The following is a 22,845-nucleotide window of genomic DNA, read 5'->3' as shown; positions in this document are numbered from 1 at the left end:
GGCGGCTCAGCGTTGCTGAACCTCCTGACCCGCTGGCTTCTCAGCCGCTGTTCCGTGTCAGTGGTGGCGCATTATAGGGAGTTTCTGAGAGCTGACAACCCCTAATTTATTAAAAACAGAGCGTTCGCTGCATTCCACAGCAAAAGGCCTGGTTATACGCAGTTATTCACAAACTTATCCACATTTGATGCCAACCAGGAATTTAGACGAGCATCACGCAAACGTTTTCGCTACAATGCCCGGCAAAATCCTGGTGCCAGCCAGGGTCGTTATCTCAGCCCACACTATTTACGTAATAAGAGATAATAGTGAAGGTTGATATAACGCTCTTATCTATGCGAACCAAAGCCAAGGGATCAACCTCATGCAACAACCTCGTCCTGTACGCCGCGCTCTGCTTAGCGTGTCAGACAAAGCCGGTATCCTCGAATTTGCTCAGGCGCTTTCAGCGCGCGGTGTTGAACTGCTGTCGACAGGTGGTACTGCCCGCCTGTTGGCTGAAGCAGGTCTGCCCGTCACTGAAGTTTCTGATTACACCGGTTTTCCGGAAATGATGGATGGACGTGTCAAAACTCTGCATCCTAAAGTGCACGGCGGTATCCTCGGACGCCGCGGCCAGGATGATGACATCATGAAGGAACATGCGATCTCGCCCATCGACATGGTGGTTGTTAACCTGTATCCCTTTGCACAAACCGTTGCCCGTGAAGGCTGTTCACTGGAAGACGCCGTTGAAAATATTGATATCGGCGGACCGACCATGGTGCGGTCGGCGGCGAAGAATCATAAAGACGTCACCATCGTGGTCAAAAGCAGTGACTACCAGGCAATCATTAAAGAAATGGACGCCAATAATCACTCATTATCACTGGCAACGCGTTTTGACCTGGCGATCAAGGCTTTTGAACACACAGCCGCCTATGACAGCATGATCGCTAACTATTTTGGCAGCCTGGTGCCTGCCTATTATGGTGAGACTTCTGAACCTTCCGGCCGTTTCCCTCGCACGTTAAATCTGAACTTCATCAAGAAACAGGATATGCGTTACGGAGAGAACAGCCACCAGGAGGCTGCTTTCTATATAGAAGAGTCAGTGGCTGAAGCATCCGTTGCCACCGCGCAACAGCTTCAGGGCAAAGCACTGTCTTATAACAACATTGCAGATACCGATGCAGCGCTGGAGTGTGTAAAAGAGTTCAGTGATGCGGCCTGTGTGATTGTTAAACATGCAAACCCATGCGGAGTGGCCGTGGCGGGATCGATTCTTGATGCCTACGAACTTGCCTGGAAAACCGATCCCACTTCGGCCTTTGGCGGCATTATTGCTTTTAACCGCGAACTTGACGAAGCAACGGCTCAGGCCATTATCAGCCGTCAGTTTGTTGAGGTAATTATTGCCCCTTCCGCTAGCGAAGCCGCGCTGAAGATAACCGCAACAAAACAAAATGTGCGTGTACTGACCTGCGGCCAGTGGCAGCAGCGCCGGGCGGGTCTGGACTTTAAACGAGTCAACGGTGGCCTGCTGGTTCAGGATCGGGATCTGGGAATGGTAACGGCTGACCAACTGCGCGTAGTCAGTAAACGCCAGCCAACAGAGCAGGAGCTGCGTGATGCACTGTTCTGCTGGAAAGTAGCCAAATTTGTTAAATCCAACGCCATTGTTTATGCGCGTGACAACATGACTATCGGTATTGGTGCGGGTCAGATGAGCCGGGTCTATTCCGCGAAAATCGCCGGAATCAAAGCAGAAGATGAAGGGCTGGAAGTGAAGGGTTGTGCCATGGCGTCTGATGCTTTCTTCCCGTTCCGCGATGGTATTGATGCCGCTGCTGCCGTCGGCGTGAGCTGCGTTATCCAGCCAGGTGGCTCAATCCGCGACGAAGAGGTGATTGCCGCCGCTGATGAACACGGTATTGCGATGATCTTCACCGATATGCGCCATTTCCGTCACTGATTAAGGAGCTAAAGAATGAAAATTTTAGTTATTGGTAATGGCGGACGTGAACATGCGCTGGCATGGAAAGCAGCCCAATCACCGCTGGCTGAAACCGTTTTTGTGGCTCCCGGCAACGCAGGCACTGCGCTGGAACCAGCTTTACAGAACGTACCCATTAGCGCCACCGACATTGCTGCTCTGCTAAGCTTTGCCCAAAGTGAAAAAATTGATCTGACTATTGTTGGCCCTGAAGCGCCACTGGTGATTGGCGTGGTTGATGCGTTCCGGGCTGCGGGTCTGAAAATTTTCGGCCCAACGCAGGCGGCAGCTCAACTGGAAGGCTCCAAAGCCTTTACTAAAGATTTTCTGGCTCGCCACAAAATCCCAAGCGCGGAATACCAGAACTTCACCGAGGTGGAACCTGCACTGGCCTATGTTCGCAGCAAGGGTGCGCCCATCGTGATTAAAGCAGATGGACTGGCCGCCGGAAAAGGCGTCATCGTAGCAATGACACTTAAGCAAGCAGAAGATGCCATTCAGGATATGCTGGCAGGCAATGCCTTTGGTGATGCCGGACACCGCATCGTGGTGGAAGAGTTTCTTGAAGGCGAAGAAGCCAGCTTTATCGTTATGGTTGATGGTGAAAATGTGTTGCCGATGGCTACCAGCCAGGATCATAAGCGCGTGGGAGATGGCGATACCGGGCCGAACACAGGCGGCATGGGCGCTTACTCACCTGCGCCGGTAGTCACCGATGAAATTCATCAGCGCGTCATGGATGAGGTGATCTGGCCTACCGTCAAAGGTATGGCTGCTGAGGGCAATGTCTATACCGGTTTCCTCTATGCCGGTTTGATGATCGACAAAAGCGGCCAGCCGAAGGTGATTGAATTTAACTGCCGCTTTGGCGATCCGGAAACGCAGCCAATCATGCTGCGCCTGCAATCCGACCTGGTTGAGCTTTGCCTGGCAGCCGTCGATGGCCGGTTGAGCAGTAAAGATTCAGTGTGGGATCCTCGCCCTGCGCTGGGCGTGGTGTTGGCAGCAGGAGGTTACCCTGACGACTACCGTACGGGTACGCAAATTCATGGTTTGCCGCTGGAAGAGGTGCCGAATGGCAAAGTCTTCCACGCGGGCACCAAAATGCAGGATGAGCTGGTCGTGACGAACGGTGGACGGGTATTGTGCGTGACGGCTTTAGGTCACGACATTGCAGCGGCGCAAAAGCATGCCTACGAGCTGGCTAAGCACATCTCATGGGAAGGCAGCTTCTGCCGCAGCGATATTGGTTATCGGGCGATTGGGCGTCAGTAGTTGAGAAAGCAAAGTTCACCGGCGAACATACCTGCTCTGCACCATGGAGGGTGCAGCTTTAGTAACAGGCAGACATGCCCCTCATCATCACGCTAACGAGAAATCGTCTGCTGCAAAGCAGAAACAGAGCTTCTTACGCCCTCTCCACCAATATGGTCAAATCTTAAATATTGTACTTAAAACGAGTGCAAGATAGCCGCGATTGGCCTTCAGAGCCGTCGTCGTTGTCTGCACTTCAATATCTTCCTGGTATACGAATTAACAAAATCCCCGGTGCGCCGCCCGGATATCCGCTATTGCCGATCGGTTTCTGATGGCCGCCTTGCCAGATACCACGACACATCAGGAGCAATGCATTCAACAGGCTGTAACTGATTCCGTTGTAACAGCATCCTTTTGCGACAGTTGCTGCGATATCATTTCATACAGCTGCAAACTCGTTTTCTCTATCCAACCTCAGTTTCTTACGATCCGACAGAGTCTGACGCCGTCAGAGATCGGCAGCCTTTGGTTCTGTAGCACAGATATTTTCTGTTGAAACCAGCAGTAGCTGCGTGCCTTTTGGGGCTTCAAGCCAGGAGAGGCTCACCGGTTTACCGGATGCCTGCTGATGTTGAGTGATGTAATGCAGCGAAAAACGATCAAATGCGGGGCGTGTCTGGCTTCCCTGACAGAGCGTTACCGTGCCATCTGCTGACCAGTGGCCCTGTTTCAGCATCACACGCCCGGCCAGCAGGTCATCGCTGATCCTGAGCATACGCCCGGCATCAAACTGATACAGCGCGACCGCGTCCGCTGAGAGCGCTTCCCGACGCCCTTCAAGCTGTCGCTGCATAAAGCTCAGTTTGTCATCCTGAAAGCGCATCATCACACTTTCAGGATGCTCACCACCAGTATGACGCTCAATGGAGAGCAGCTTATTTTGCTGCCACTGGTAGGTTGTCGTTTCCGTCGCTGTCCCACTGAACGGCGTATAAACCGTTATCAGGTGACTGGACCGGGCCGAGCCCTCCTTGCGCCATATGCGCACGGCACCGCGATCGGCAAGATAACCGCTGGCAGTAAAATCAGGCAATTTTTGACTTGAGCTACAACCCGCCATTAACAGCACGGCTAACAATACGGGAAGGGAGAAAGGGAATCGGGTCATCAGGTGAGTATCACGCAAAAATGACAGTCATGCCGTCGGGGCAGAGGAAAGTGGAGAGTGATATCCGTCGCAAACAAAAGGGGCTCACGCCCCCCTGTTTAAAACTTTTCACTGTCACACGATTACTTAACAGCGTCTTTCAGTGCTTTACCAGAAACAAATGCCGGTACGTTTGCAGCAGCAATTTTGATCTCTTTGCCAGTCTGCGGGTTGCGGCCAGTACGCTCAGCACGGTGGTTAACTTTGAAAGTACCAAAACCAACCAGTTGTACAGCATCACCTTCTTTCAGAGACTCAGTAATCGCAGCCAGGGTGGATTCCAGAGCAGCTTTAGCCTGGGTCTTAGACAGGTCCGCTTTGTCCGCAATTACATCAATCAGTTGAGTCTTGTTCATAAGTTATCCTTACAGTGTATTTATCGCTTGCTAAGCATCGAGTGCGAGGGAAAAACCAGATTCTGGCACTCTCCTGCATACACGCACCGATAGCCACTTTTTTCAGCCCCCCAAATGTAGACCAGACAGGGGGCGAATGTGAAGCCTTAAGGCGCTACAAATCAGGCCTGAAGTCACGTTTTCTCGCCTTATTGCTGAAAATTTATACCAATATTGCTAATCCCTGATTCCCGCAGCTCAGAACGCAGTCCTTTTATCAATTCCAGGTCCCTTTCCTCGCAGGCGCTGAGCAGTCGAAAAATCTCCCACTGGATGTCCCATTCCTCTTCCACGGCCGGATTCTCTTTTAATTCTTCTTCGGTCATTTCACGGCCGGCCTGGGTCATTTCCAGCATCGCCACGGTAGTAATCGAGGTTTCGCTAACGGTAATTGCGTGCGCAAGCGTGTCACCGCTAAGTCGGGAATGTAACAGCTCACTCAGCGCAACACAGGCGTCAATGGCGGGGTAAACACCGTAGAGATCGTAATCCTCTGCTGCCGGAATCGCCTCCTCCAGCTTCTCCAGCTGTGAATCAAAATTGATTTTGGCCTCTTTAACCACCAGCGTTTCCCAGACCAGGTCAAGAATGCGGCGATAAAGTTGCCCATCGCCAAATGCGGTCTGCTGGCAAAATGCCCGGTAGTTGGGGTACATACGCTCACACAGGCAGGCCATGAAAGTCACATGCTGCCAGCTTTCCAGCTTTTCCAGCCGCAGGTGGATCGGATTACGTAACATGATGGGTTCTCTTCAACAATAGTGCGCGTCGGGAAGTGTAACTGAAAAGCCTGGTACTGACACCGTTAACCCTCAGAGTAAAGCCGCTTAAATGCAGAGCGCTGCGAAGCCACAGCATCCGCCCAGCGGGTCGGTTCCGGCAGGCGGTAGCCTTGCAGACAGGCTTCCACCCAGTGCAGAGCCGTATCCGCACTGACACGGTGCCCGCAGGAAATAAATAAGGGGTTACAACGCCGCTTGCTGCGCAGCACCCAGCCAGTCTGCTCTCCTTTGTCGATCAGTGGCTGACGCGCGCCCGGCTGTTCTGCCAGCGGGTCAAACTGGCCACACAGACGACGCTTGGCCACCCCTATAGTGGGGACATCCACCAGCAGACCAAAATGACTGGCAACCCCCAGGCGACGTGGGTGGGCAATGCCGTGACCATCGACAAACAGCAGGTCTGGCTGATGCTGCAACTGTTGCCAGGCAGCCAGTAAGGCAGGGTATTCACGGAAGGAGAGGAAACCAGGAATATAGGGCATGGTGGTGGCGATGCGCGCAACGTGATGTTCCACCAGTTTCAGCGAGGGATATTCAAGAATCACCAGGGCGGCTCTGGTGATCTCACCGCCCTGTTCAAATCCGACATCCGCACCCGCAATAAGGCGCGGTGGCATTATCGCGAAATCATCTTCACGCACCACCCCGGCGGCGAGCATGAGCTGCTGCTGCTTTAATGCCTGAAGATCCATACTCAATCCTGATGATACGGGCGCGAGAGCTGATGTACTGCTTCAACAAACACCCCGGCATGTTCAGGCGGAACATCCTGGTGGATGCCGTGCCCGAGATTGAACACATGGCCATTTCCCTGACCAAACCCCTGCAAAATCCCGGCAACTTCCTGCTCAATACGCGCTGGCGGTGCATAAAGCATCGATGGGTCCATGTTGCCCTGCAATGCCACCTTGTGACCGACACGACGACGGGCATCAGCGATATCGGTGGTCCAGTCCAGACCTAATGCATCACAGCCCGTTTCAGCCATCGCTTCCAGCCACTGTCCACCGCCCTTGGTAAACAGCGTAACCGGCACCCGGCGACCTTCGTTTTCACGCAGCAGCCCGTCCACGATTTTATGCATGTAGTGGAGAGAAAATTGCTGATAGTCACGCCCGGTCAGCACGCCGCCCCAGGTATCAAAAATCATTACCGACTGCGCCCCGGCGCGGATCTGAGCATTGAGATAGAGAATGACGCTGTCGGCCAGCTTATCCAGCATCAGATGCAGGGTTTGTGGTTCGGCGTACATCATCTTTTTCAGCCTGGTGAAAACCTTACTGCTCCCCCCTTCGACCATGTAAGTCGCCAGCGTCCAGGGACTGCCTGAAAAGCCAATCAGTGGCACCGCGCCCTGCAAATTTTTCCGGATAGTCCGCACCGCATTCATCACATAGCCCAGCTCCTGCTCCGGGTCAGGGACCGGTAATTTTTCCACATCTGCCCGGCAGCTGACCGGGGAGGAAAAACGGGGGCCTTCACCGGCCTCAAACCACAGTCCCAGCCCCATCGCATCAGGGATTGTCAGAATATCGGAGAACAGAATCGCCGCGTCCAGCGGATAGCGACGCAGCGGTTGCAGCGTGACTTCACAGGCCAGCTCTGCATTTTTGCACAGCGACATAAAATCTCCGGCCTGGGCACGGGTAGCTTTGTACTCTGGCAGATAGCGTCCTGCCTGGCGCATCATCCAGACTGGCGTCACATCTACCGGCTGGCGCAGCAGCGCGCGCAGATAACGATCGTTCTTCAGTTCACTCATTTTTTTGGCTCTCGTTTTGCAGGTGCGCAGTATATACCCAAAATAATTCGAGTTGCAGGAAGGCGGCAAGCGAGTAAATCTCCAGGAGCTTACTGAAGTAAGTGACTGGGGTGCGCTCGCGCAGCCAACGCACCTGCAACTTGAAGTATGAAGGGTATAACATTTCATTGTTCTGAGGCGCGGCAGAGCGCAACGGTATCCTCAATCAGGCGACGCGCCACCGTTCCCACCGGTGGCAGAGCTGGCAAGGCATCAAAGCGATACCAGCCCGCATCCAGCAGCTCTTTCGGATCGATGTTGATGTCGCCACTGTGATAATCCGCCATAAATGCCACCATCAGTGATTGCGGAAACGGCCACGGCTGCGAGGAAACATAGCGCAGATTTTTCACCGTAATGCCGCTCTCTTCCATTACCTCTCGTGCCACGGTCTGCTCCAGCGTTTCCCCCACTTCGACAAAACCAGCCAGCACCGTATAGATGCCGTTACGGTGTCGGGTGTGCTGAGCCAGCAGGATCTCATCGCCACGACGAATCGCCACAATGATGCAGGGAGCGATCTGCGGATAGTAACGCTGACGACAGTGGTTGCACAGGCAGGCCCACTCCGTTTTGCTGTGATGCATCTGATGGCCGCAGTAGCCACACCACTGATGTGAGCGATAGAACTCTGCCAGTTGTACCCCACGTCCGGCAAGCTGAAACAGCCCGACATCTTCACTGAGAAGTTGTCGCACCGAGGCCATTCCCTCTTTGCGGCTGGCACAAATCAGAAATACCGGCTCGCCCAGCCATTCACCAATTAGCGATCCCTGTAAACCTGCCAGTCCGAAATCTTGTGCGCTGCCTCTGGGAAGCTGACCTTCCGGCAACCAAAGTTTCTGTTCATGGCTGACAATCCACCAGCCAGCGTCTACGCTTGAGATCTCACGTTGCATAAATTTGCTCATCCTCCACTTCACAGGCACTCTGTACGACGGGATTGCTCTCAGATATTAAAAATAACACTTACGGAGTCACTCATGCTTGACCAGTTAGACGTCCTGACCGCACGCGTTGGCGGATGCAATGAGCTGGTGGACTTTTGCCTGCGATTACGTAAGCAGCTGTTAGTTGCTTATTATCAGATGGTTGGCATCAAGCCTGTCAAGAATTCGCTGACCACGCTCAACGAAAATGCGCTGGACACCTTTTGCCAGACCCTGGTGGATTATCTCTCCACCGGCCACTTCACCATCTATGAACGCTTTATCAAAGAGATGGAAGGCAGCGAGCAGCTGGCCAAAGCCGCATCAATTTATCCCTCGCTCCAGGCCAATACCGAGCAGATCATGCAGGTTTATGATTCACATCTCGAAACCGCTATCGATGATGATAACTACCGTGAGTTTCAGCAGGCTTTATCCGCCGTAGGCGAAGCGCTGGAAGCCCGTTTTACCCTGGAAGACAAGTTTATCCAGCTGGCGCTGGAGAGAAATGTGCAGCGCCTGGCCCCGGCAAACGATGCCGCGCTGGCGCGTCCGGCCTGAAACGTTACCAATTTGTAAAAATCTTGAGCTTTGCTGAAAGCCCCTTTATGCTCAGGGGGCAATAAAGTGACCGGCTGTGAGTGGTCATTCTCATTCTGCCTCTCCCCATCGGACAGCAGAATTCATCTTGTCGGAGTGCCCTTCGGGGCTGAGACCGTTAATTCGGGATCCGCGGAACCTGATCAGGTTAGTACCTGCGAAGGGAACAAGAGTAAACATCCAGTGAGGTATGAGGCCTGCGGCATCATTCCTGCGCTTACTCCCGCCGAGCTCCGGACAAGCCATTTTCCCTGATTCAGGAATGTGCTATGTCTACCGTTGATAAAAAACCTACCCGCCGTGAACAACGTGCTGAAGCCCAGCAGTTTATTGATTCTTTACAGGGCAGCGCTTTTCCCAATTCCAGACGAATTTACCTGACCGGCTCCCGGGCCGATATCCGCGTACCGCTGCGTGAAATTCAGCTCAGCGCAACGATGGTTGGCGGCAGTAAAGAGAACCCGCAGTTTGAAGAAAACGAGCCGGTGCCGGTGTACGATACCGCCGGACCTTACGGCGATCCGGATGCACAAATCGATGTACACGCCGGACTGGAGCCGCTACGTAAACGCTGGATAACCGAGCGCGGTGATACCCATCCCGTTGAGCAACTCAGCTCGCACTACAGCCAGCAGCGTCTGGCTGATGAAGGATTAGATCAGCTGCGCTTTGCTCATCGTCCCGTTCCGCAGCGGGCGGTGCCCGGACGCAGGGTCACTCAGCTGCACTATGCCCGGCAGGGCGTGATTACCCCGGAGATGGAGTTTATCGCCCTGCGTGAAAACATGGGCCGCGAGCGGATCCGTGGCGAGGTACTGCTTGCGCAGCATCCGGGTAACAGCTTTGGCGCGCAACTGCCGGAGGCGATCACCCCGGAGTTTGTTCGTCAGGAAGTGGCTGCCGGACGCGCTATTATTCCCGCCAATATCAATCACCCGGAATCAGAGCCCATGATCATCGGGCGTAATTTCCTGGTGAAAATCAACGCCAACATTGGCAATTCTGCGGTCAGCTCCTCGATTGAGGAGGAAGTGGAAAAACTTGTCTGGGCCGCCCGCTGGGGAGCTGATACGGTAATGGACCTCTCTACCGGGCGTAATATCCACGAAACCCGCGAGTGGATCCTGCGTAACAGCCCGGTGCCGATTGGCACCGTACCGATTTACCAGGCACTGGAAAAAGTGCATGGCATAGCAGAAAACCTCAACTGGGAAATCTTCCGCGATACCCTGCTGGAACAGGCGGAACAGGGAGTCGACTACTTCACGATTCACGCCGGTGTACTGCTGCGCTATGTCCCGATGACCGCGAAGCGCCTGACCGGCATTGTTTCGCGCGGTGGCTCGATTATGGCGAAATGGTGCCTGTCGCATCATCAGGAGAGCTTTCTGTATCAACACTTTCGCGACATTTGTGAAATCTGTGCGGCTTATGATGTCTCCCTGTCGCTGGGTGATGGCCTGCGGCCAGGCTCCATTCAGGATGCTAACGACGAAGCCCAGTTTGCCGAGCTGCGTACGCTGGGTGAACTGACCCGCATCGCCTGGGAGTACGACGTGCAGGTGATGATCGAAGGTCCCGGCCATGTGCCGATGCAAATGATCCGCCGCAATATGACTGAACAGCTGGAGCATTGCCACGAGGCCCCGTTCTATACGCTGGGGCCGCTGACCACCGATATCGCGCCGGGTTACGACCACTTCACTTCCGGGATTGGCGCCGCAATGATTGGCTGGTTTGGCTGCGCCATGCTGTGCTACGTCACGCCAAAAGAGCACCTCGGATTGCCAAATAAAGAGGATGTCAAACAGGGGCTGATCACCTACAAAATTGCGGCCCATGCCGCAGACCTGGCGAAAGGCCACCCCGGCGCACAGATCCGCGATAACGCGATGTCGAAAGCGCGTTTCGAATTCCGCTGGGAGGACCAGTTTAATCTGGCGCTCGATCCACACACGGCCCGGGCATACCACGACGAAACGCTGCCGCAGGAGTCCGGCAAGGTGGCACATTTTTGCTCAATGTGCGGGCCAAAATTCTGCTCAATGAAAATAACCCAGGAAGTCCGGGAATATGCGGCACAACAGCAAGCGACAGCACAGCCGATTGAGATTGGCATGGCCGGGATGTCAGCCACATTCCGGGAGCTGGGTGGCGAACTCTACCACCCTACGACTGCCCGCTCGCCGGAGGAAAAGGTATGAGTCGCCCTCCCTTTGCTGCGACTGAACAAAGACTGGGGCTGTATCCGGTCGTGGACTCCGTGACCTGGATTGAGCGCTTGCTGGAAACCGGCGTTCGCACCATTCAGCTGCGGATAAAAGACCTGACCGGAGAAATGGCCGACCAGCAGGTGGCTGCCGCTGTGGCGCTGGGACGACGCTATCGCGCCCGGCTGTTTATCAACGACTACTGGCAACTGGCCGTCAGACATCAGGCTTACGGCGTCCACCTTGGGCAACAGGACATGGACAGCGCCGATCTGGATGCAATTCAACATGCGGGGCTGCGTCTGGGGCTGTCCACTCACGATGATGCAGAACTGGAGCGTGCGCTGGCCGAACAGCCTTCGTACATTGCCCTGGGACATATTTTTCCGACACAAACTAAACAGATGCCATCCGCTCCCCAGGGGCTGAGCGAGTTGCAACGTCATGTCGCCCGGCTGCCCGGTATCTCCACCGTGGCAATAGGCGGCATCAGCCTGCAACGCGCCCCGGCCGTGCTGGCAACCGGCGTCGGCAGCATTGCCGTCGTCAGTGCCATTACTCAGGCTGAGGACTGGCAGGCCGCAACCCGGCAGTTGCTGTCCCTGGTCGGTGTGGGAGGGGGTGTTGATGCTCAGTGACAGCGACTTTATGCGTTACAGCCGTCAGCTGCTGCTGGAAGAGTTTGGTGCTGATATACAGCAAAAACTGCATAACAGCAGCGTGCTGATTGTCGGGCTGGGCGGCCTGGGCTCCCCGGCGGCGCTCTACCTTGCGGCGGCGGGCGTGGGAAAAATGCTGCTGGCCGATGATGACCGTGTGCATATCAGCAACCTGCAACGGCAGATTCTGTTCCGCAGTGATGAAACCGGCCTGCCCAAAACCGCAGCGGCCAGACAGCATCTGCTGGCCCTGAACCCACAGACAGAGGTGATCACTCTGGATCACCGCATGGAAGCCACATCGCTGGCAGACACCATCAGCTCAGTGGATCTGGTGCTCGATTGCAGCGACAACATGGCGACCCGGCAGGCCATCAATGCCGCCTGTGTACAGAACGCCACACCGCTTGTCAGCGCCAGCGCCGTGGGTTTCAGCGGTCAGCTTCTGGTGCTGACCCCGCCATTCCTGCACGGCTGTTACCGCTGTCTGTGGCCGGACGATGCCGAGCCCTCCCGTAACTGCCGCACGTCAGGGGTGCTGGGCCCGGTGGTGGGGATAATGGGCACCATGCAGGCGCTGGAGGCGCTGAAAATGCTGGCGGGGCTGACTTCTGCCCTGGATGGCAAACTGCGGCTGTTTGATGGCCGCCAGCAGACCTGGCGAACGCTGAATCTTGAGCGCAGCAGCCAGTGTCCACTCTGTGGAGGCCGCCATGAACATCGTCATTAACGATGAGCCTTTGCACCTGGCTGCCGCGCTGACGCTGACATCCCTGCTGCAACAGCTGTCCCGCTCGCCAGCAGGCATCGCTCTGGCGGTTAATCAGCAGATTGTGCCCCGCGATCGTTGGGCGGACTGGTACTTACAGGAAGGGGATGAGCTGGTGATATTCCAGGTCATCGCCGGAGGTTGATATGTTACAGATAGCCGATAAAACGTTTTCTTCCCGTCTGTTTACCGGCACGGGAAAATTCTCCAGTCCGGCCATCATGCTGGAGGCTTTAACCGCCTCCGGCAGCCAGCTGGTCACCGTGGCGATGAAAAGAGTCGATTTACGTGGCGGGGATGACGGTATCCTGCGGCCTTTGCAACAGCTGGGCGTACAGCTGTTGCCTAACACCTCCGGTGCAAAAACCGCCGAAGAAGCGGTTTTTGCCGCACGGCTGGCGCGTGAGGCGCTGGATACGCACTGGCTGAAGCTGGAGATCCATCCGGATGTTCGCTACCTGCTGCCCGACGCCATTGAAACGCTTAAAGCAGCCCAACAGCTGGTAAAAGAGGGCTTTACCGTGCTGCCCTACTGTCCCGCCGACCCGGTGCTGTGTAAAAGACTGGAGGAGGCAGGCTGTGCGGCCGTTATGCCGCTGGGCGCGCCGATTGGCAGCAATCAGGGGCTGAAAACCCGCGATTTGCTGGCAATTATTATTGAACAGTCGAATGTCCCGGTTGTCATTGATGCCGGGATAGGCGTGCCCAGTCACGCCAGCGAGGCGATGGAACTGGGGGCCGATGCAGTGCTGGTCAACACCGCGCTGGCCTGTGCCAGCCATCCGGTCAATATGGCGCGGGCCTTCCGGCTGGCGGTGGAGGCTGGCGAGCTTGCCTTTCGCAGCGGTCCGGGCAGTCGCCATCAGCAGGCAGTGGCCACCAGCCCGCTGACCCGCTTTCTGACTGACGAGGCAACGCCATGAAGAGTTTTATTACTCAATGGGAAAAGCTGGACTGGGATGACATCCGGATGCGTATCCACAGTAAAACAGCCGCCGACGTTGAGCGGGCGCTGAATGCGCCCAGGGTGGGGCGTGAGGAGCTGATGGCGCTGCTTTCCCCTGCCGCACAGCCTTATCTTGAGCCGCTGGCGCAAAAAGCGCAGTACTTAACCCGCCAGCGATTTGGCTATGCGGTAAATCTGTTTGTTCCTCTGTATCTTTCCAACCTGTGTGCCAACGACTGCACCTATTGCGGCTTTTCCATGAGCAACCGGATTAAACGCAAGACGCTGGATGCGCGGGAAATTGACCGGGAATGTCAGGCTATCCGCGAGCTGGGATTTGACCAGCTGCTGCTGGTTACCGGCGAGCACCAGAGCAAAGTCGGCATGGATTATTTTCGCCAGCATCTGCCGGGCATTCGCCGCCACTTCAGTTCACTGATGATGGAAGTGCAACCAATGAGCGAGGCAGACTACGTTGAACTGAAAACGCTGGGGCTCGATGGCGTGCTGGTGTATCAGGAGACCTACCATCCGGCGGTGTACCGCCAGCACCATCTGAAGGGGAATAAACAGGATTTCTTTTTCCGACTGGAAACGCCGGACAGGCTGGGACGCGCAGGGGTGGATAAGATTGGGCTGGGTACGCTGATTGGCTTGTCAGACAGCTGGCGAACAGACTGTTATATGATGGCAGAGCACCTGTTGTGGCTACAAAAGAGCTGGTGGCAGAGCCGTTATTCCGTGGCCTTTCCCCGCCTGCGCCCCTGTGCCGGGGGCATCCAACCCGCCTCGCTGATGGATGAAGCACAGTTGGTACAGGTTATTTGCGCTTTCCGTCTGTTTGCGCCGGAAGTGGAACAGTCGTTGTCGACCCGCGAATCGCCCCGTTTCCGCGACAGGGTGGTGCCGCTGGCGATTAATTCGCTCAGCGCCTTCTCGAAAACGCAACCTGGTGGCTATGCCGATGGCAATACGGAGCTGGAGCAGTTTTCTCCCCACGACAATCGTCATCCCCAGCAGGTCGCGAAAGCGTTAATGGCGGCAGGAATGCAGCCGGTGTGGAAAGACTGGGACCGTCATCTGGGACGTTCTTGCGTAACAACGCACAATTTTTAAAAGACTTGCTGCAACCACTGAATAATATTACGGCCCGTCTTCCGGGCCTGTTTTCAGCTACTTTCGGCGAAGGTCTTCTGCTGTAAATTACCTGCTGTCGATGTCAAAACGGCATCGTCCAGGCCCGAGCCCCTTCCTTCCAGTCGGGCCTGCCTTCACTACTCTTCCACCGAGGTGACGCATTTTTCCATTGCATCTTCGACCGCCGCACCAAGGATCTTCAGCGCATTCTCGGTCCTGTCGGTAAAAGGCTGGGCGTAATTCAGCCGCAGACAGTTGCGATACTTACCTGAAGCAGAAAAAAGCGAGCCCACCGCTATCTGGATATGACTCTCTTTGAGCTTTCTGTTCAGCCGCACGGTATCCAGTGCCTCCGGCAGTTCTATCCAGACCAGATAACCGCCCTGGGGCCGCGTCACACAGATACCGCAGGGGAAATGCCTGCGCAGTGAGAGCGTGAAAGCCTGAAGATTTTTCTGGTACTGCTGTCGCATTCTGCGCAAATGCACAGGATAAAAACCCTGACGAATAAATTCCGCCACCGCCATTTGTGGCTGCTTCGCCGTAGAACCGGTCACGATGTATTTCATGTGCAATACGCGATCAAGATAGCGCCCCGGCGCCACCCATCCCACACGCAACCCCGGTGAGAGGGTTTTAGAGAATGAGCTGCAAAGCAGCACCCGGCCATCATCATCCTGCGACTTGATGGTGATGGGACGCGGGTAGTCATAGCTCAACTCGCCATAGACATCATCTTCAATAATCGCCGCGTCAAAGCGCTGAGCCAGCGCCAGCAACGCTCGCTTACGCGAGTCCGGCATGGTAAAACCCAGCGGGTTATTACAGACAGGTACAACGAGTACCGCTTTTACCGGCCACTGGTCAAAGGCCAGCTCCAGCGCTTCCAGACTGATGCCGGTACAGGAGTCAGTGGGGATCTCAATCGCTTTAATGCCAAAACCACGCAGCGTCTGCATGGTGCCATAAAAGGCGGGCGACTCCACGGCGACGATATCACCTGGCTGACAGATTGCGCGGATGGCAACTGACAACGCCTCCTGGCAACCGGTGGTAATGACAATCTCCTCAGGTGTCAGATGGCAGCCACTGTCGATGGTCAGTCTGGCCACCTGTTCACGCAGTTCCAAAACACCATACAGACTATCGTAATCCAGCATCTGCATATCCTGCTGGTTTCCCATGCGGCTGAAAATTTTCCACAAGGGTTTCAGCGTCGGCTTTTGCAGATCCGGAATTCCGCTGCCCAGCTTGATGACATTCTCACCTTCACGCACGTTGAGCAGCTCCAGCACCGACTCCCATTGCGTGATCTCCACCGGCCGCTGTACCGGTCGGGTAATGGCCGGTACAGGAGGTACCGCACGGCGTGAGCTGACAAAATAGCCTGAGCGCGCCTGAGGCGCGATAAGTTGCTTCTCCTCCAGCAGATGATACGCCTGCTGAACGGTGCTGATGCTGACGCCATGTTCACTGCTCAAGGTTCTGACCGAGGGCAATCGCTCGCCGCTTTGATATAAACCCTGCTCAATCCGCTGCATCAGCAGCGCGGCCAGATGCTGATAACGTGTCAATTGTATCCTCCCCGCAACGGTCACTGCGATAAAAGCAGTACAGATAGCGTTTTAAATCACCATTCAGCGCTACTATTACGCGATCTGTATGTTAAAGAAAAGTGATTTTTGCATCTGTATCATCCTGCTTCCGCGCCGCAAAATAGAACGAGACTAACGCGAGGAGGACAGTATGGAATTTTACGAAAACCGCAGCGCTCGCCCTTTTAAAGAATCACCATTTCGTTTGATCTGTCAGCTGCCATACCGGATGTGGAAAAGCTGGCGGTTGCGTACGCTTACCCGGCGGGCATTGTCCCGACTGGATAAAGCGCAGCTGCGGGATATCGGCTTAACCTGTGAAGATGTAAACCGCTTTAAGTGATGTGGCATTGGGCGCGGAAGCTTTCGCCCTCCCGGTTGCTGAGGCTGACTCAGCAACTTTTTTTCTGCTGTAAAGCCTGTGGAGTAAGTCATGACCTCGCATCTCAGCTGGCATCGTGACACCTTTGTGGTGTCAACCGATCCGGCACAACTGGATCTCACCGCCATCCATGCATATCTTACCCGCTCAACGTGGGCCGCAGGGATTGACCGGGCTACCGTGCAGAAGAGCCTGCAAGGCAGCCTCAATTTTGGTCTGTACCAGCACAATGAGCAGATTGGCTTTGCCCGGCTGATCACCGATTACGCCACCTTCGGCTATCTTTGCGACGTCTGGGTCATAGAAGAGTTTCAGAAGCAGGGACTGGGCCGCTGGCTGATGGAGTGCTGTCATTCCCATCCGCTTTTGGCAACATTACGCAGAATTATGCTGGTCACCAGCACCGCGCCCTGGCTGTATGAGAAGTGCGGTTATTCCGCCATGACCAAAAAAAGCAACGCCTGGCAGATCGTTCGCCCGGATATTTACCGCAGGCAACCCTGATGCGCGGGAGGATCCCGGGTGGATGCGGATATTGCGCCTGATTTACAGGCACCGCCTTATCAGCGCGATGCCGGTAAACTTAATCAGGAAAAGGCCGTACGGAAGGCATTTAACGCGGTGGTAGCATCCGCGGATGCCCAGCCTTCCAGCGCCACCACACCCCGGTAGTCAATTTCACGCAGCACCCTGGCGATAGCCGGATAGTTGATCTCTCCGGTTCCCGGTTCTTTTCGTCCCGGCACGTCGGCAACCTGAATTTCGCCAATATGGCGGTTGCTTCTGCGGATCAACTCGCACAAATTTCCTTCGCCAATTTGGGCATGATAAATGTCGAGATTCATTTTCAAAAACGGGCTGTTTACCGCCCTGACCAGCGCCAGCGTCTCTTCTGCTTTGGCAAATGGCGTACCAGGATGGTCGACGGCGGTGTTCAGATTTTCCAGTGTGAATACCCGTCCGGCCCCTTCACCTAACGCAGCCAGGGCATCCAACGTCTGCTTTGCCGTAAGCCACATCTCACCAGTGACCACCTCGACCGGCCTTACCGGCAAACCAACGTTATTCAATCCCGTACCATGCAGATTGAGTGACGGACAGCCAAGCCGTTCCGCAACCCGCAGCGACTCTTCTGCGCTGCCGAGCAGCTCGCGGATCCCCTCTTTCTCGGTCAGATTCCCGGAGAGATAACCGGTCATAGAAGTAAAACGGGCACCGGTCTGAATGAGCGCGTCAATATCCTTTTGCGCCCAGCCCCAGATCTCCACGCCAAAGCCCAGCGCGTGAATGCGGCTTACCCGTTCAATAAAGGGCAGGTCGAGAAATACCATTTCGGCACAGACAGATAATGTGTATTGAGACATAGCTGACCTCAGAGCGTAATCGGTTTAGATTGTTGCACCGACGCGATGCAGGCGAGCGCGATTTCCAGTGCGTTACGCGCATCCGTACCGCTGGCGTTGGGTGCATCCCCAGACGACACGCATCGAACAAAGTCAGTCAGCTCAGCAACATAGGCGTCACGTAACAGATCGGTGTCACGACGTGCGGTATCCACGGAAATTCCCTCGGCGGTATAGCGTATGCAGTTATTCACATTAATGCTGCCAGCCTGAAGCATGCCTTTGCTGCCAAAGACTTCACCACGCACATCATAGCCATAAACCGCCTGGAAACTGGCTTCTGCCGTGGCAATAGCGCCATTATCAAAATGGATATTGACCACTGCCGTATCCAGTAAGCCATGCTGTTTAAAATCGGGCCGCACCAGCGCATCGGCTATAGCGTAAACACTGACCGGTTTTGCGCCCGGATTCAGGTACAGCAAAATGTCGAAATCGTGGATTAGCGTTTCCAGAAAGATGGTCCAGTGGGGGATTGGCGAAGGATCAACCAGCGCGGGATCGCGAGTGGTGGAGCGCAGCAGTTGTGGAACACCAATTTTCCCGGTGGCAATTTCTTTTCTGGCTGCGGAAAAGCCACTGACGAAACGGCGATTAAACCCCACCTGTAATACCACACCGGCGGATCGGGCGGCATTGATTGCGCTGTCGGCCTCTTCCAGCGTGATGGCCATCGGTTTCTCGCAGAAAATGCTTTTGCCCGCTCTGGCCGCCGATACCACCAGCGCCGCATGGGTGCGGGCGGGCGATGCAATGATCACCGCGTCAATTTCCGGGTCATCCAGCATTGCCTCCGGATCGGTAAAAGACTTCGCCGCACCCAGCGACGCGGCCAGTTTTTCGGCTGCACCCGGAACCGGATCGGCGACTGCCGCCAGAACCGCACCGGGAATAATTTGCGCTACCGTCTGACCATGAAAACTCCCCATGCGCCCTGCACCAATCAAACCCACGCGTACAGTGTTGTTAACAGACATATCGTTCTCCTTTCTGTCAGGTTGAAATGCTTATTTTTCTGAAACGGACGCGGAGGAAACAGACCTTGCCTGTTCACCGCCAAAGCGACGTGATTTTGAAAGCATCAGTGGTTCAATGTGCTCCAGAGAGACGCCTCTGGTTTCCGGAAGGAAGCGCCCAACAAACCAAAATGCAACCAGGCTGAAGCCACCACAAAGCAACAGCGGAAAAGCACCATTAAAATGCGCCATCAGGGTGGGGTTGCGATTCATCATTGGGAAACTTTGCGTCACGATAAAGTTCGACATCCACATCGAACAGAAGGCAAATCCCATTGCCACCGCACGCATACGGTTTGGGAAGATTTCGGAGATCAGCAGCCAGGCTCCCAGACTCCAGGACATACCAAACACCAGCACAAAACAGATCAGGCCAATCACCGGGGCATACCCTTTCATGTCATGCATAAAGGTCCACGAGGTGATAAATAAAAATGCCGCGCAGCCTAACGAACCCCAGCGCAGCAGCGGGATACGCCCTGTCCGATCGACAGCAAACAGGGCAAAGATGACGCCAGCCAGCAAAGCAAGGCCAAGAAAGATACTCTGGAACAGGGAGTCCTGGGTATTACCGGTGACGTTCTGAAGCAGCGACGGCGCGAAGTAGAGCAGGATATTAATGCCCGAAACCTGTTGCAGCACCGCAATCGCGCAGCCAATCCACAGGATGTAAGTGGCTTTTTTATCGCGCAGTATGCCTTTTTTCGCCACGCCGTCCGGCTGTTCTGCAATCACCAGTGACTGCCTGATTTCACTATGCAGACGTTGCGCATGGGTCGGATTGGAAAGGCGGGTCAGAACCTTCAGCGCCTTCTCCTGCTTATCACGCAGCACATACCAGCGCGGGGATTCCGGCATAAAGCACACCAGTAGCATAAACAGAAGGCAGGGTATCAGACCGGAGGCCAGCATCCAGCGCCAGCCGGTGGTGACCAGCCATTGATGCGGCATGCCTTTTGCGATGAGAAAATTCACCACATAAACCACCACCTGGCCTGACACCATCAGCATTTGCTGCATTCCCAGCATCCGACCGCGCAGATCTTTAGGTGACACTTCCGCGATATACAACGGCGTCACCGCCGATGCCATCCCAACTGCCAGACCGCCAATCATTCGATAGATGACAAACTCCGTCAGCCCCGAGGCCAGCGCCGCACCGATTGCCGAAATCGCAAACAGGATGGCGGTGATAATCAGTGTCGATTTACGACCGTAGCGGTCAGAAACATATCCCACACCCCAGGCACCGATAACACACCCAAGAATTACGTTTGATACCGCCCAGCCGCTCTCTGCCGGGGTTAAAGCAAGGTGTTCGGTAAGGGGATCGATAACCCCTGAGATTACTGAAGCGTCGTAACCTAATATGACGCCACTCAGCGAAGCAATCGCACAGATAAAGATGATGTAGGGCACATTGTGTTTTCGTGTCGACATACTATTTCTCCACGTTGATTTTTTTCGTTTTTATCCGGTACAGGTAAGGCATTTTCTCTTTAGCAAAAGCTATGCCAGCTGTTAGTTCGCTGTTTTTAAAGGAAATAAAAGAAGGATGGCGATCACAAAGTGTTCACAATAAAGACATGTACATTCAACATGTGTATAGAATGAACACTCCACTTTTTTTCAGGGTGAAAAATATGTATCAGGAAAATGCCCATCAGTGGGAGGAGGAATGGAGCTTGCTGGCACAGCTAAATCATCAGCAACGTTTCAGTCAGTATCGCCGTAGTTTGCGAACAGCATGGTGCGAATTCGCTGAAGGCCGAATGCCGGAAGGACTGCGCGGCAGCATCTCTGCCTCATGGGGCCGTTCGCGACAACAGGGGATCGATCCCTGCCATTTTCAGTACAGTTTTTGTACGTCCGATCAACTACGGAGTACGCTCAGCCACAACGCGCTGTTAATCCGAACCGCGCGTGACACCATGCGTAACTTACTGGCTTATAACCCGGATGGTCATATCAATCTGACCGATGCCAGTGGAATAACCCTGTGCTTCTGTGGCCAGGATCTAACCCCCGTTGGCAGTATCCTGAGAGAAAATGTACTAGGTACAAACTGCTCCGGACGGTGTCTGGCAGAAAATCGGCTGGTTTATCTGCTGAGTGAAGAGAATTATAAGCAGACGCTGCGTGAACGCAGCAAGCACTGTGCCGCCGCACCGATTCACGATGGAAATGGCAACATGTTGGGCGTACTGACACTCACCGCCGATCCGGACTGTTTCCATTACCACACGCTGGGAACAGTGCAGGCAGCAGCCGAGGCTGTTTCTCAGCAACTAATTCTGCACCGCATGGTGGAAGAACAAAAATCGGTGATGGAATCGCTCAACGAAGGCGTGATCGTGGTAGATACGCAAGGGGCAATACGCCAGTTAAATCGCTATGCCCGTCAGGTTCTGATGATAGGTGATGACGTGCCCGATCGTAATGTTGATGAGGTATTGCGGCCAGAGGGAGAAACGGTGCGCGCCCTGCCTGCCTGTAAGGATCGCAATATCACATTTTGCCCGACACCAGGCTTACGTGTTCCCTGCCTGATTTCGGTCATTGTTACCCCGGAAGGAGGACGCGTGATTTCGCTGCGCGAAAACAGGCGGACCAGAGACATTACCCGCCGTGTGCTGGGAAGCAGCGCCAGTTACAGCTTTGATATGATCCTTGGCCAGTCGCAGATCATGCAGGATATTCGCAGTAAAGCTTATTCGGCGGGACGTAGCGACAGTACGGTGCTGCTGACGGGGGAAAGTGGCACCGGCAAGGAGCTGTTTGCCCAGTCGATTCATAACAGCAGCTCGCGTGCCCAGGGACCTTTTCTCGCCCTCAACTGCGGCGCTATCCCGCGCGATCTGGTACAGAGTGAACTGTTCGGCTACGAGGAAGGGGCTTTTACCAGCTCACGCCGTGGCGGCGCGGCGGGCAAATTTGAACTGGCTGATGGCGGCACCCTGTTTCTGGATGAGATTGGCGATATGCCACTGGAAGCACAGGCAAGCCTGCTGCGGGTATTACAGGAAAATGAGGTAACGCGTCTGGGCGGTAAACGTCCACTTAACGTGGACGTGCGCATCATCGCCGCCACCCATCGCGACCTGAATAAAGAAGTCGAGTCTGGCGCATTTCGCCGGGATCTGTACTTTCGCCTGAATGTTATCAGTCTGACCATTCCACCTTTGCGCGCCAGAAGAGAAGATATTAAAGAGCTGGCTGACTGGTTCTGTGAAAAAATTTGTCGCTCTCTCCGGCGTGATAAAGCCAGCTTCTCTGTCGCCGCTGTCGATTTACTTGAAAAACACTCGTGGCCGGGGAATGTCCGTGAACTGGAGAATATCGTCGAAAGAACGCTGAATATGATGGAGGGCCAGATCGTCGACGTCCACGATCTTCCTGATGAGGTCAAACCCTTGCTGCGTAACAAAATCCTGCCCGACGCCAGGCCGGCTGATGTTTTTAGCCTGAAGAGCGGTGAAAAACATTTAATTGAATTGTGTCTGGCTGAAAAACAGGGAAACCTGCGCCAGGTGGCCTTCGCGCTCAGTCTCTCGCGGGGGGCGCTGTATAACAAACTCAAACGCTACGGTATTGATGCGGACCGGTATCGTAAACAGGATGTGACCGGATAACCTGCGGGACGGTGGTGATTTTCTGCAATCTCACCGAAAGAGTTATGTCGTAAAAGGGTATCGCAGCTGAAAACCGGTTTGTCTGGCAGGTGGCTTTGAAAGCAATAAATACGCTGACGGTCTGTCAGCGTTGAACCGACACATCCAGCA

Annotated in this window: 22 protein-coding genes and 1 riboswitch; of the genes, 12 read left to right on the top strand and 10 right to left on the bottom strand. The window is 54.7% G+C overall.

The window, feature by feature from the left end; translation table 11 throughout:
- Window positions 1–364: 364 nt before the first annotated feature.
- Window positions 365–1,954 (top strand): bifunctional phosphoribosylaminoimidazolecarboxamide formyltransferase/IMP cyclohydrolase, encoded by a 1,590-nt coding sequence (gene purH / locus BG55_RS03820; protein ID WP_034934487.1) that lies wholly within the window; start codon window positions 365–367, stop codon window positions 1,952–1,954.
- Window positions 1,955–1,969: 15 nt separating this feature from the next.
- Entirely contained in the window at window positions 1,970–3,250 is a 1,281-nt protein-coding gene (purD, locus tag BG55_RS03815; protein WP_034934484.1) for a phosphoribosylamine--glycine ligase, read from the top strand.
- A gap of 490 nt (window positions 3,251–3,740) precedes the next feature.
- Here purD and BG55_RS03810 read toward each other — a convergent pair whose 3' ends face one another.
- The 6 genes from BG55_RS03810 to nudC form a co-directional block, all read right to left on the bottom strand.
- Entirely contained in the window at window positions 3,741–4,400 is a 660-nt protein-coding gene (locus tag BG55_RS03810; RefSeq protein ID WP_034934482.1) for a DUF1481 domain-containing protein, read from the bottom strand.
- 122 nt (window positions 4,401–4,522) lie between these two features.
- Window positions 4,523–4,795: a nucleoid-associated protein HU-alpha gene (hupA, locus tag BG55_RS03805; RefSeq protein WP_002438605.1), complete on the bottom strand. Its 273-nt coding sequence runs from the start codon at window positions 4,793–4,795 to the stop codon at window positions 4,523–4,525.
- A 188-nt stretch (window positions 4,796–4,983) separates the two neighbouring features.
- Window positions 4,984–5,574 (bottom strand): YjaG family protein, encoded by a 591-nt coding sequence (locus BG55_RS03800; protein ID WP_034934480.1) that lies wholly within the window; start codon window positions 5,572–5,574, stop codon window positions 4,984–4,986.
- 65 nt (window positions 5,575–5,639) lie between these two features.
- Complete coding sequence (nfi, locus tag BG55_RS03795) at window positions 5,640–6,308, bottom strand: deoxyribonuclease V (RefSeq protein ID WP_034934478.1); 669 nt, start codon at window positions 6,306–6,308, stop codon at window positions 5,640–5,642.
- A 2-nt stretch (window positions 6,309–6,310) separates the two neighbouring features.
- Window positions 6,311–7,378 carry a uroporphyrinogen decarboxylase gene (gene hemE, locus BG55_RS03790; protein WP_034934477.1) on the bottom strand — a complete coding sequence of 356 codons (1,068 nt, stop codon included), beginning with the start codon at window positions 7,376–7,378 and terminating at the stop codon, window positions 6,311–6,313.
- Window positions 7,379–7,542: 164 nt separating this feature from the next.
- Window positions 7,543–8,316, bottom strand: coding sequence for an NAD(+) diphosphatase (gene nudC / locus BG55_RS03785; RefSeq protein ID WP_034934489.1), 774 nt, complete (start codon window positions 8,314–8,316; stop codon window positions 7,543–7,545).
- Between the two features lie 84 nt (window positions 8,317–8,400).
- On the opposite strand from nudC, the gene BG55_RS03780 reads away from it, so the two are divergent.
- The 7 genes from BG55_RS03780 to thiH all read left to right on the top strand — a co-directional run bounded on the left by BG55_RS03780 (window position 8,401) and on the right by thiH (window position 14,646).
- A complete protein-coding gene (locus BG55_RS03780; protein WP_034934474.1) occupies window positions 8,401–8,907 on the top strand; it encodes an Rsd/AlgQ family anti-sigma factor in 507 nt (168 codons plus the stop codon).
- A 121-nt stretch (window positions 8,908–9,028) separates the two neighbouring features.
- A riboswitch (TPP riboswitch) is annotated at window positions 9,029–9,129 on the top strand.
- A gap of 86 nt (window positions 9,130–9,215) precedes the next feature.
- Window positions 9,216–11,150, top strand: coding sequence for a phosphomethylpyrimidine synthase ThiC (gene thiC, locus BG55_RS03775; protein ID WP_034934473.1), 1,935 nt, complete (start codon window positions 9,216–9,218; stop codon window positions 11,148–11,150).
- The gene (thiE, locus tag BG55_RS03770; protein WP_034934471.1) at window positions 11,147–11,794 is read left to right on the top strand and encodes a thiamine phosphate synthase; all 648 of its coding nucleotides are present in this window, start codon (window positions 11,147–11,149) and stop codon (window positions 11,792–11,794) included. The genes thiC and thiE overlap by 4 nt, the downstream gene beginning before the upstream one ends.
- Window positions 11,784–12,545: a HesA/MoeB/ThiF family protein gene (locus BG55_RS03765; RefSeq protein WP_034934469.1), complete on the top strand. Its 762-nt coding sequence runs from the start codon at window positions 11,784–11,786 to the stop codon at window positions 12,543–12,545. Before thiE ends, BG55_RS03765 begins: the two co-directional genes overlap by 11 nt.
- A complete protein-coding gene (gene thiS / locus BG55_RS03760; RefSeq protein WP_034934468.1) occupies window positions 12,529–12,729 on the top strand; it encodes a sulfur carrier protein ThiS in 201 nt (66 codons plus the stop codon). Before BG55_RS03765 ends, thiS begins: the two co-directional genes overlap by 17 nt.
- Before the next feature lies 1 nt (window position 12,730).
- Window positions 12,731–13,507, top strand: coding sequence for a thiazole synthase (locus BG55_RS03755; protein WP_034934466.1), 777 nt, complete (start codon window positions 12,731–12,733; stop codon window positions 13,505–13,507).
- Entirely contained in the window at window positions 13,504–14,646 is a 1,143-nt protein-coding gene (gene thiH / locus BG55_RS03750; RefSeq protein ID WP_034934465.1) for a 2-iminoacetate synthase ThiH, read from the top strand. The genes BG55_RS03755 and thiH overlap by 4 nt, the downstream gene beginning before the upstream one ends.
- Window positions 14,647–14,804: 158 nt before the next feature.
- Here the strand turns inward: thiH and BG55_RS03745 are convergent, their stop codons facing one another.
- The gene (locus BG55_RS03745) at window positions 14,805–16,241 is read right to left on the bottom strand and encodes an aminotransferase-like domain-containing protein (RefSeq protein ID WP_034934463.1); all 1,437 of its coding nucleotides are present in this window, start codon (window positions 16,239–16,241) and stop codon (window positions 14,805–14,807) included.
- Between the two features lie 172 nt (window positions 16,242–16,413).
- On the opposite strand from BG55_RS03745, the gene BG55_RS03740 reads away from it, so the two are divergent.
- Both BG55_RS03740 and BG55_RS03735 read left to right on the top strand, forming a co-directional pair.
- Window positions 16,414–16,605, top strand: a complete 192-nt coding sequence (locus BG55_RS03740) for a DUF1127 domain-containing protein (RefSeq protein ID WP_034934461.1) — start codon at window positions 16,414–16,416, stop codon at window positions 16,603–16,605.
- A 90-nt stretch (window positions 16,606–16,695) separates the two neighbouring features.
- Complete coding sequence (locus tag BG55_RS03735; RefSeq protein WP_034934460.1) at window positions 16,696–17,148, top strand: GNAT family N-acetyltransferase; 453 nt, start codon at window positions 16,696–16,698, stop codon at window positions 17,146–17,148.
- 83 nt (window positions 17,149–17,231) lie between these two features.
- Here BG55_RS03735 and BG55_RS03730 read toward each other — a convergent pair whose 3' ends face one another.
- From BG55_RS03730 to BG55_RS03720, 3 genes are read right to left on the bottom strand one after another with little or no spacing between them, the layout of a single operon-like run.
- On the bottom strand, window positions 17,232–18,008 hold the full coding sequence (locus BG55_RS03730; RefSeq protein ID WP_034934458.1) for a TIM barrel protein: 777 nt from the start codon (window positions 18,006–18,008) through the stop codon (window positions 17,232–17,234).
- Between the two features lie 8 nt (window positions 18,009–18,016).
- Window positions 18,017–19,024 carry a Gfo/Idh/MocA family oxidoreductase gene (locus BG55_RS03725; protein ID WP_034934457.1) on the bottom strand — a complete coding sequence of 336 codons (1,008 nt, stop codon included), beginning with the start codon at window positions 19,022–19,024 and terminating at the stop codon, window positions 18,017–18,019.
- A gap of 30 nt (window positions 19,025–19,054) precedes the next feature.
- On the bottom strand, window positions 19,055–20,503 hold the full coding sequence (locus BG55_RS03720; RefSeq protein WP_034934456.1) for a sugar porter family MFS transporter: 1,449 nt from the start codon (window positions 20,501–20,503) through the stop codon (window positions 19,055–19,057).
- 170 nt (window positions 20,504–20,673) lie between these two features.
- On the opposite strand from BG55_RS03720, the gene BG55_RS23375 reads away from it, so the two are divergent.
- On the top strand, window positions 20,674–22,695 hold the full coding sequence (locus BG55_RS23375) for a sigma-54-dependent Fis family transcriptional regulator (RefSeq protein WP_268745047.1): 2,022 nt from the start codon (window positions 20,674–20,676) through the stop codon (window positions 22,693–22,695).
- Window positions 22,696–22,845: the final 150 nt, after the last annotated feature.

The sequence above is a fragment of the Erwinia mallotivora genome, assembly GCF_000590885.1.
Classification (GTDB): domain Bacteria; phylum Pseudomonadota; class Gammaproteobacteria; order Enterobacterales; family Enterobacteriaceae; genus Erwinia; species Erwinia mallotivora.
This window is presented reverse-complemented; position numbering and strand designations above follow the sequence as displayed.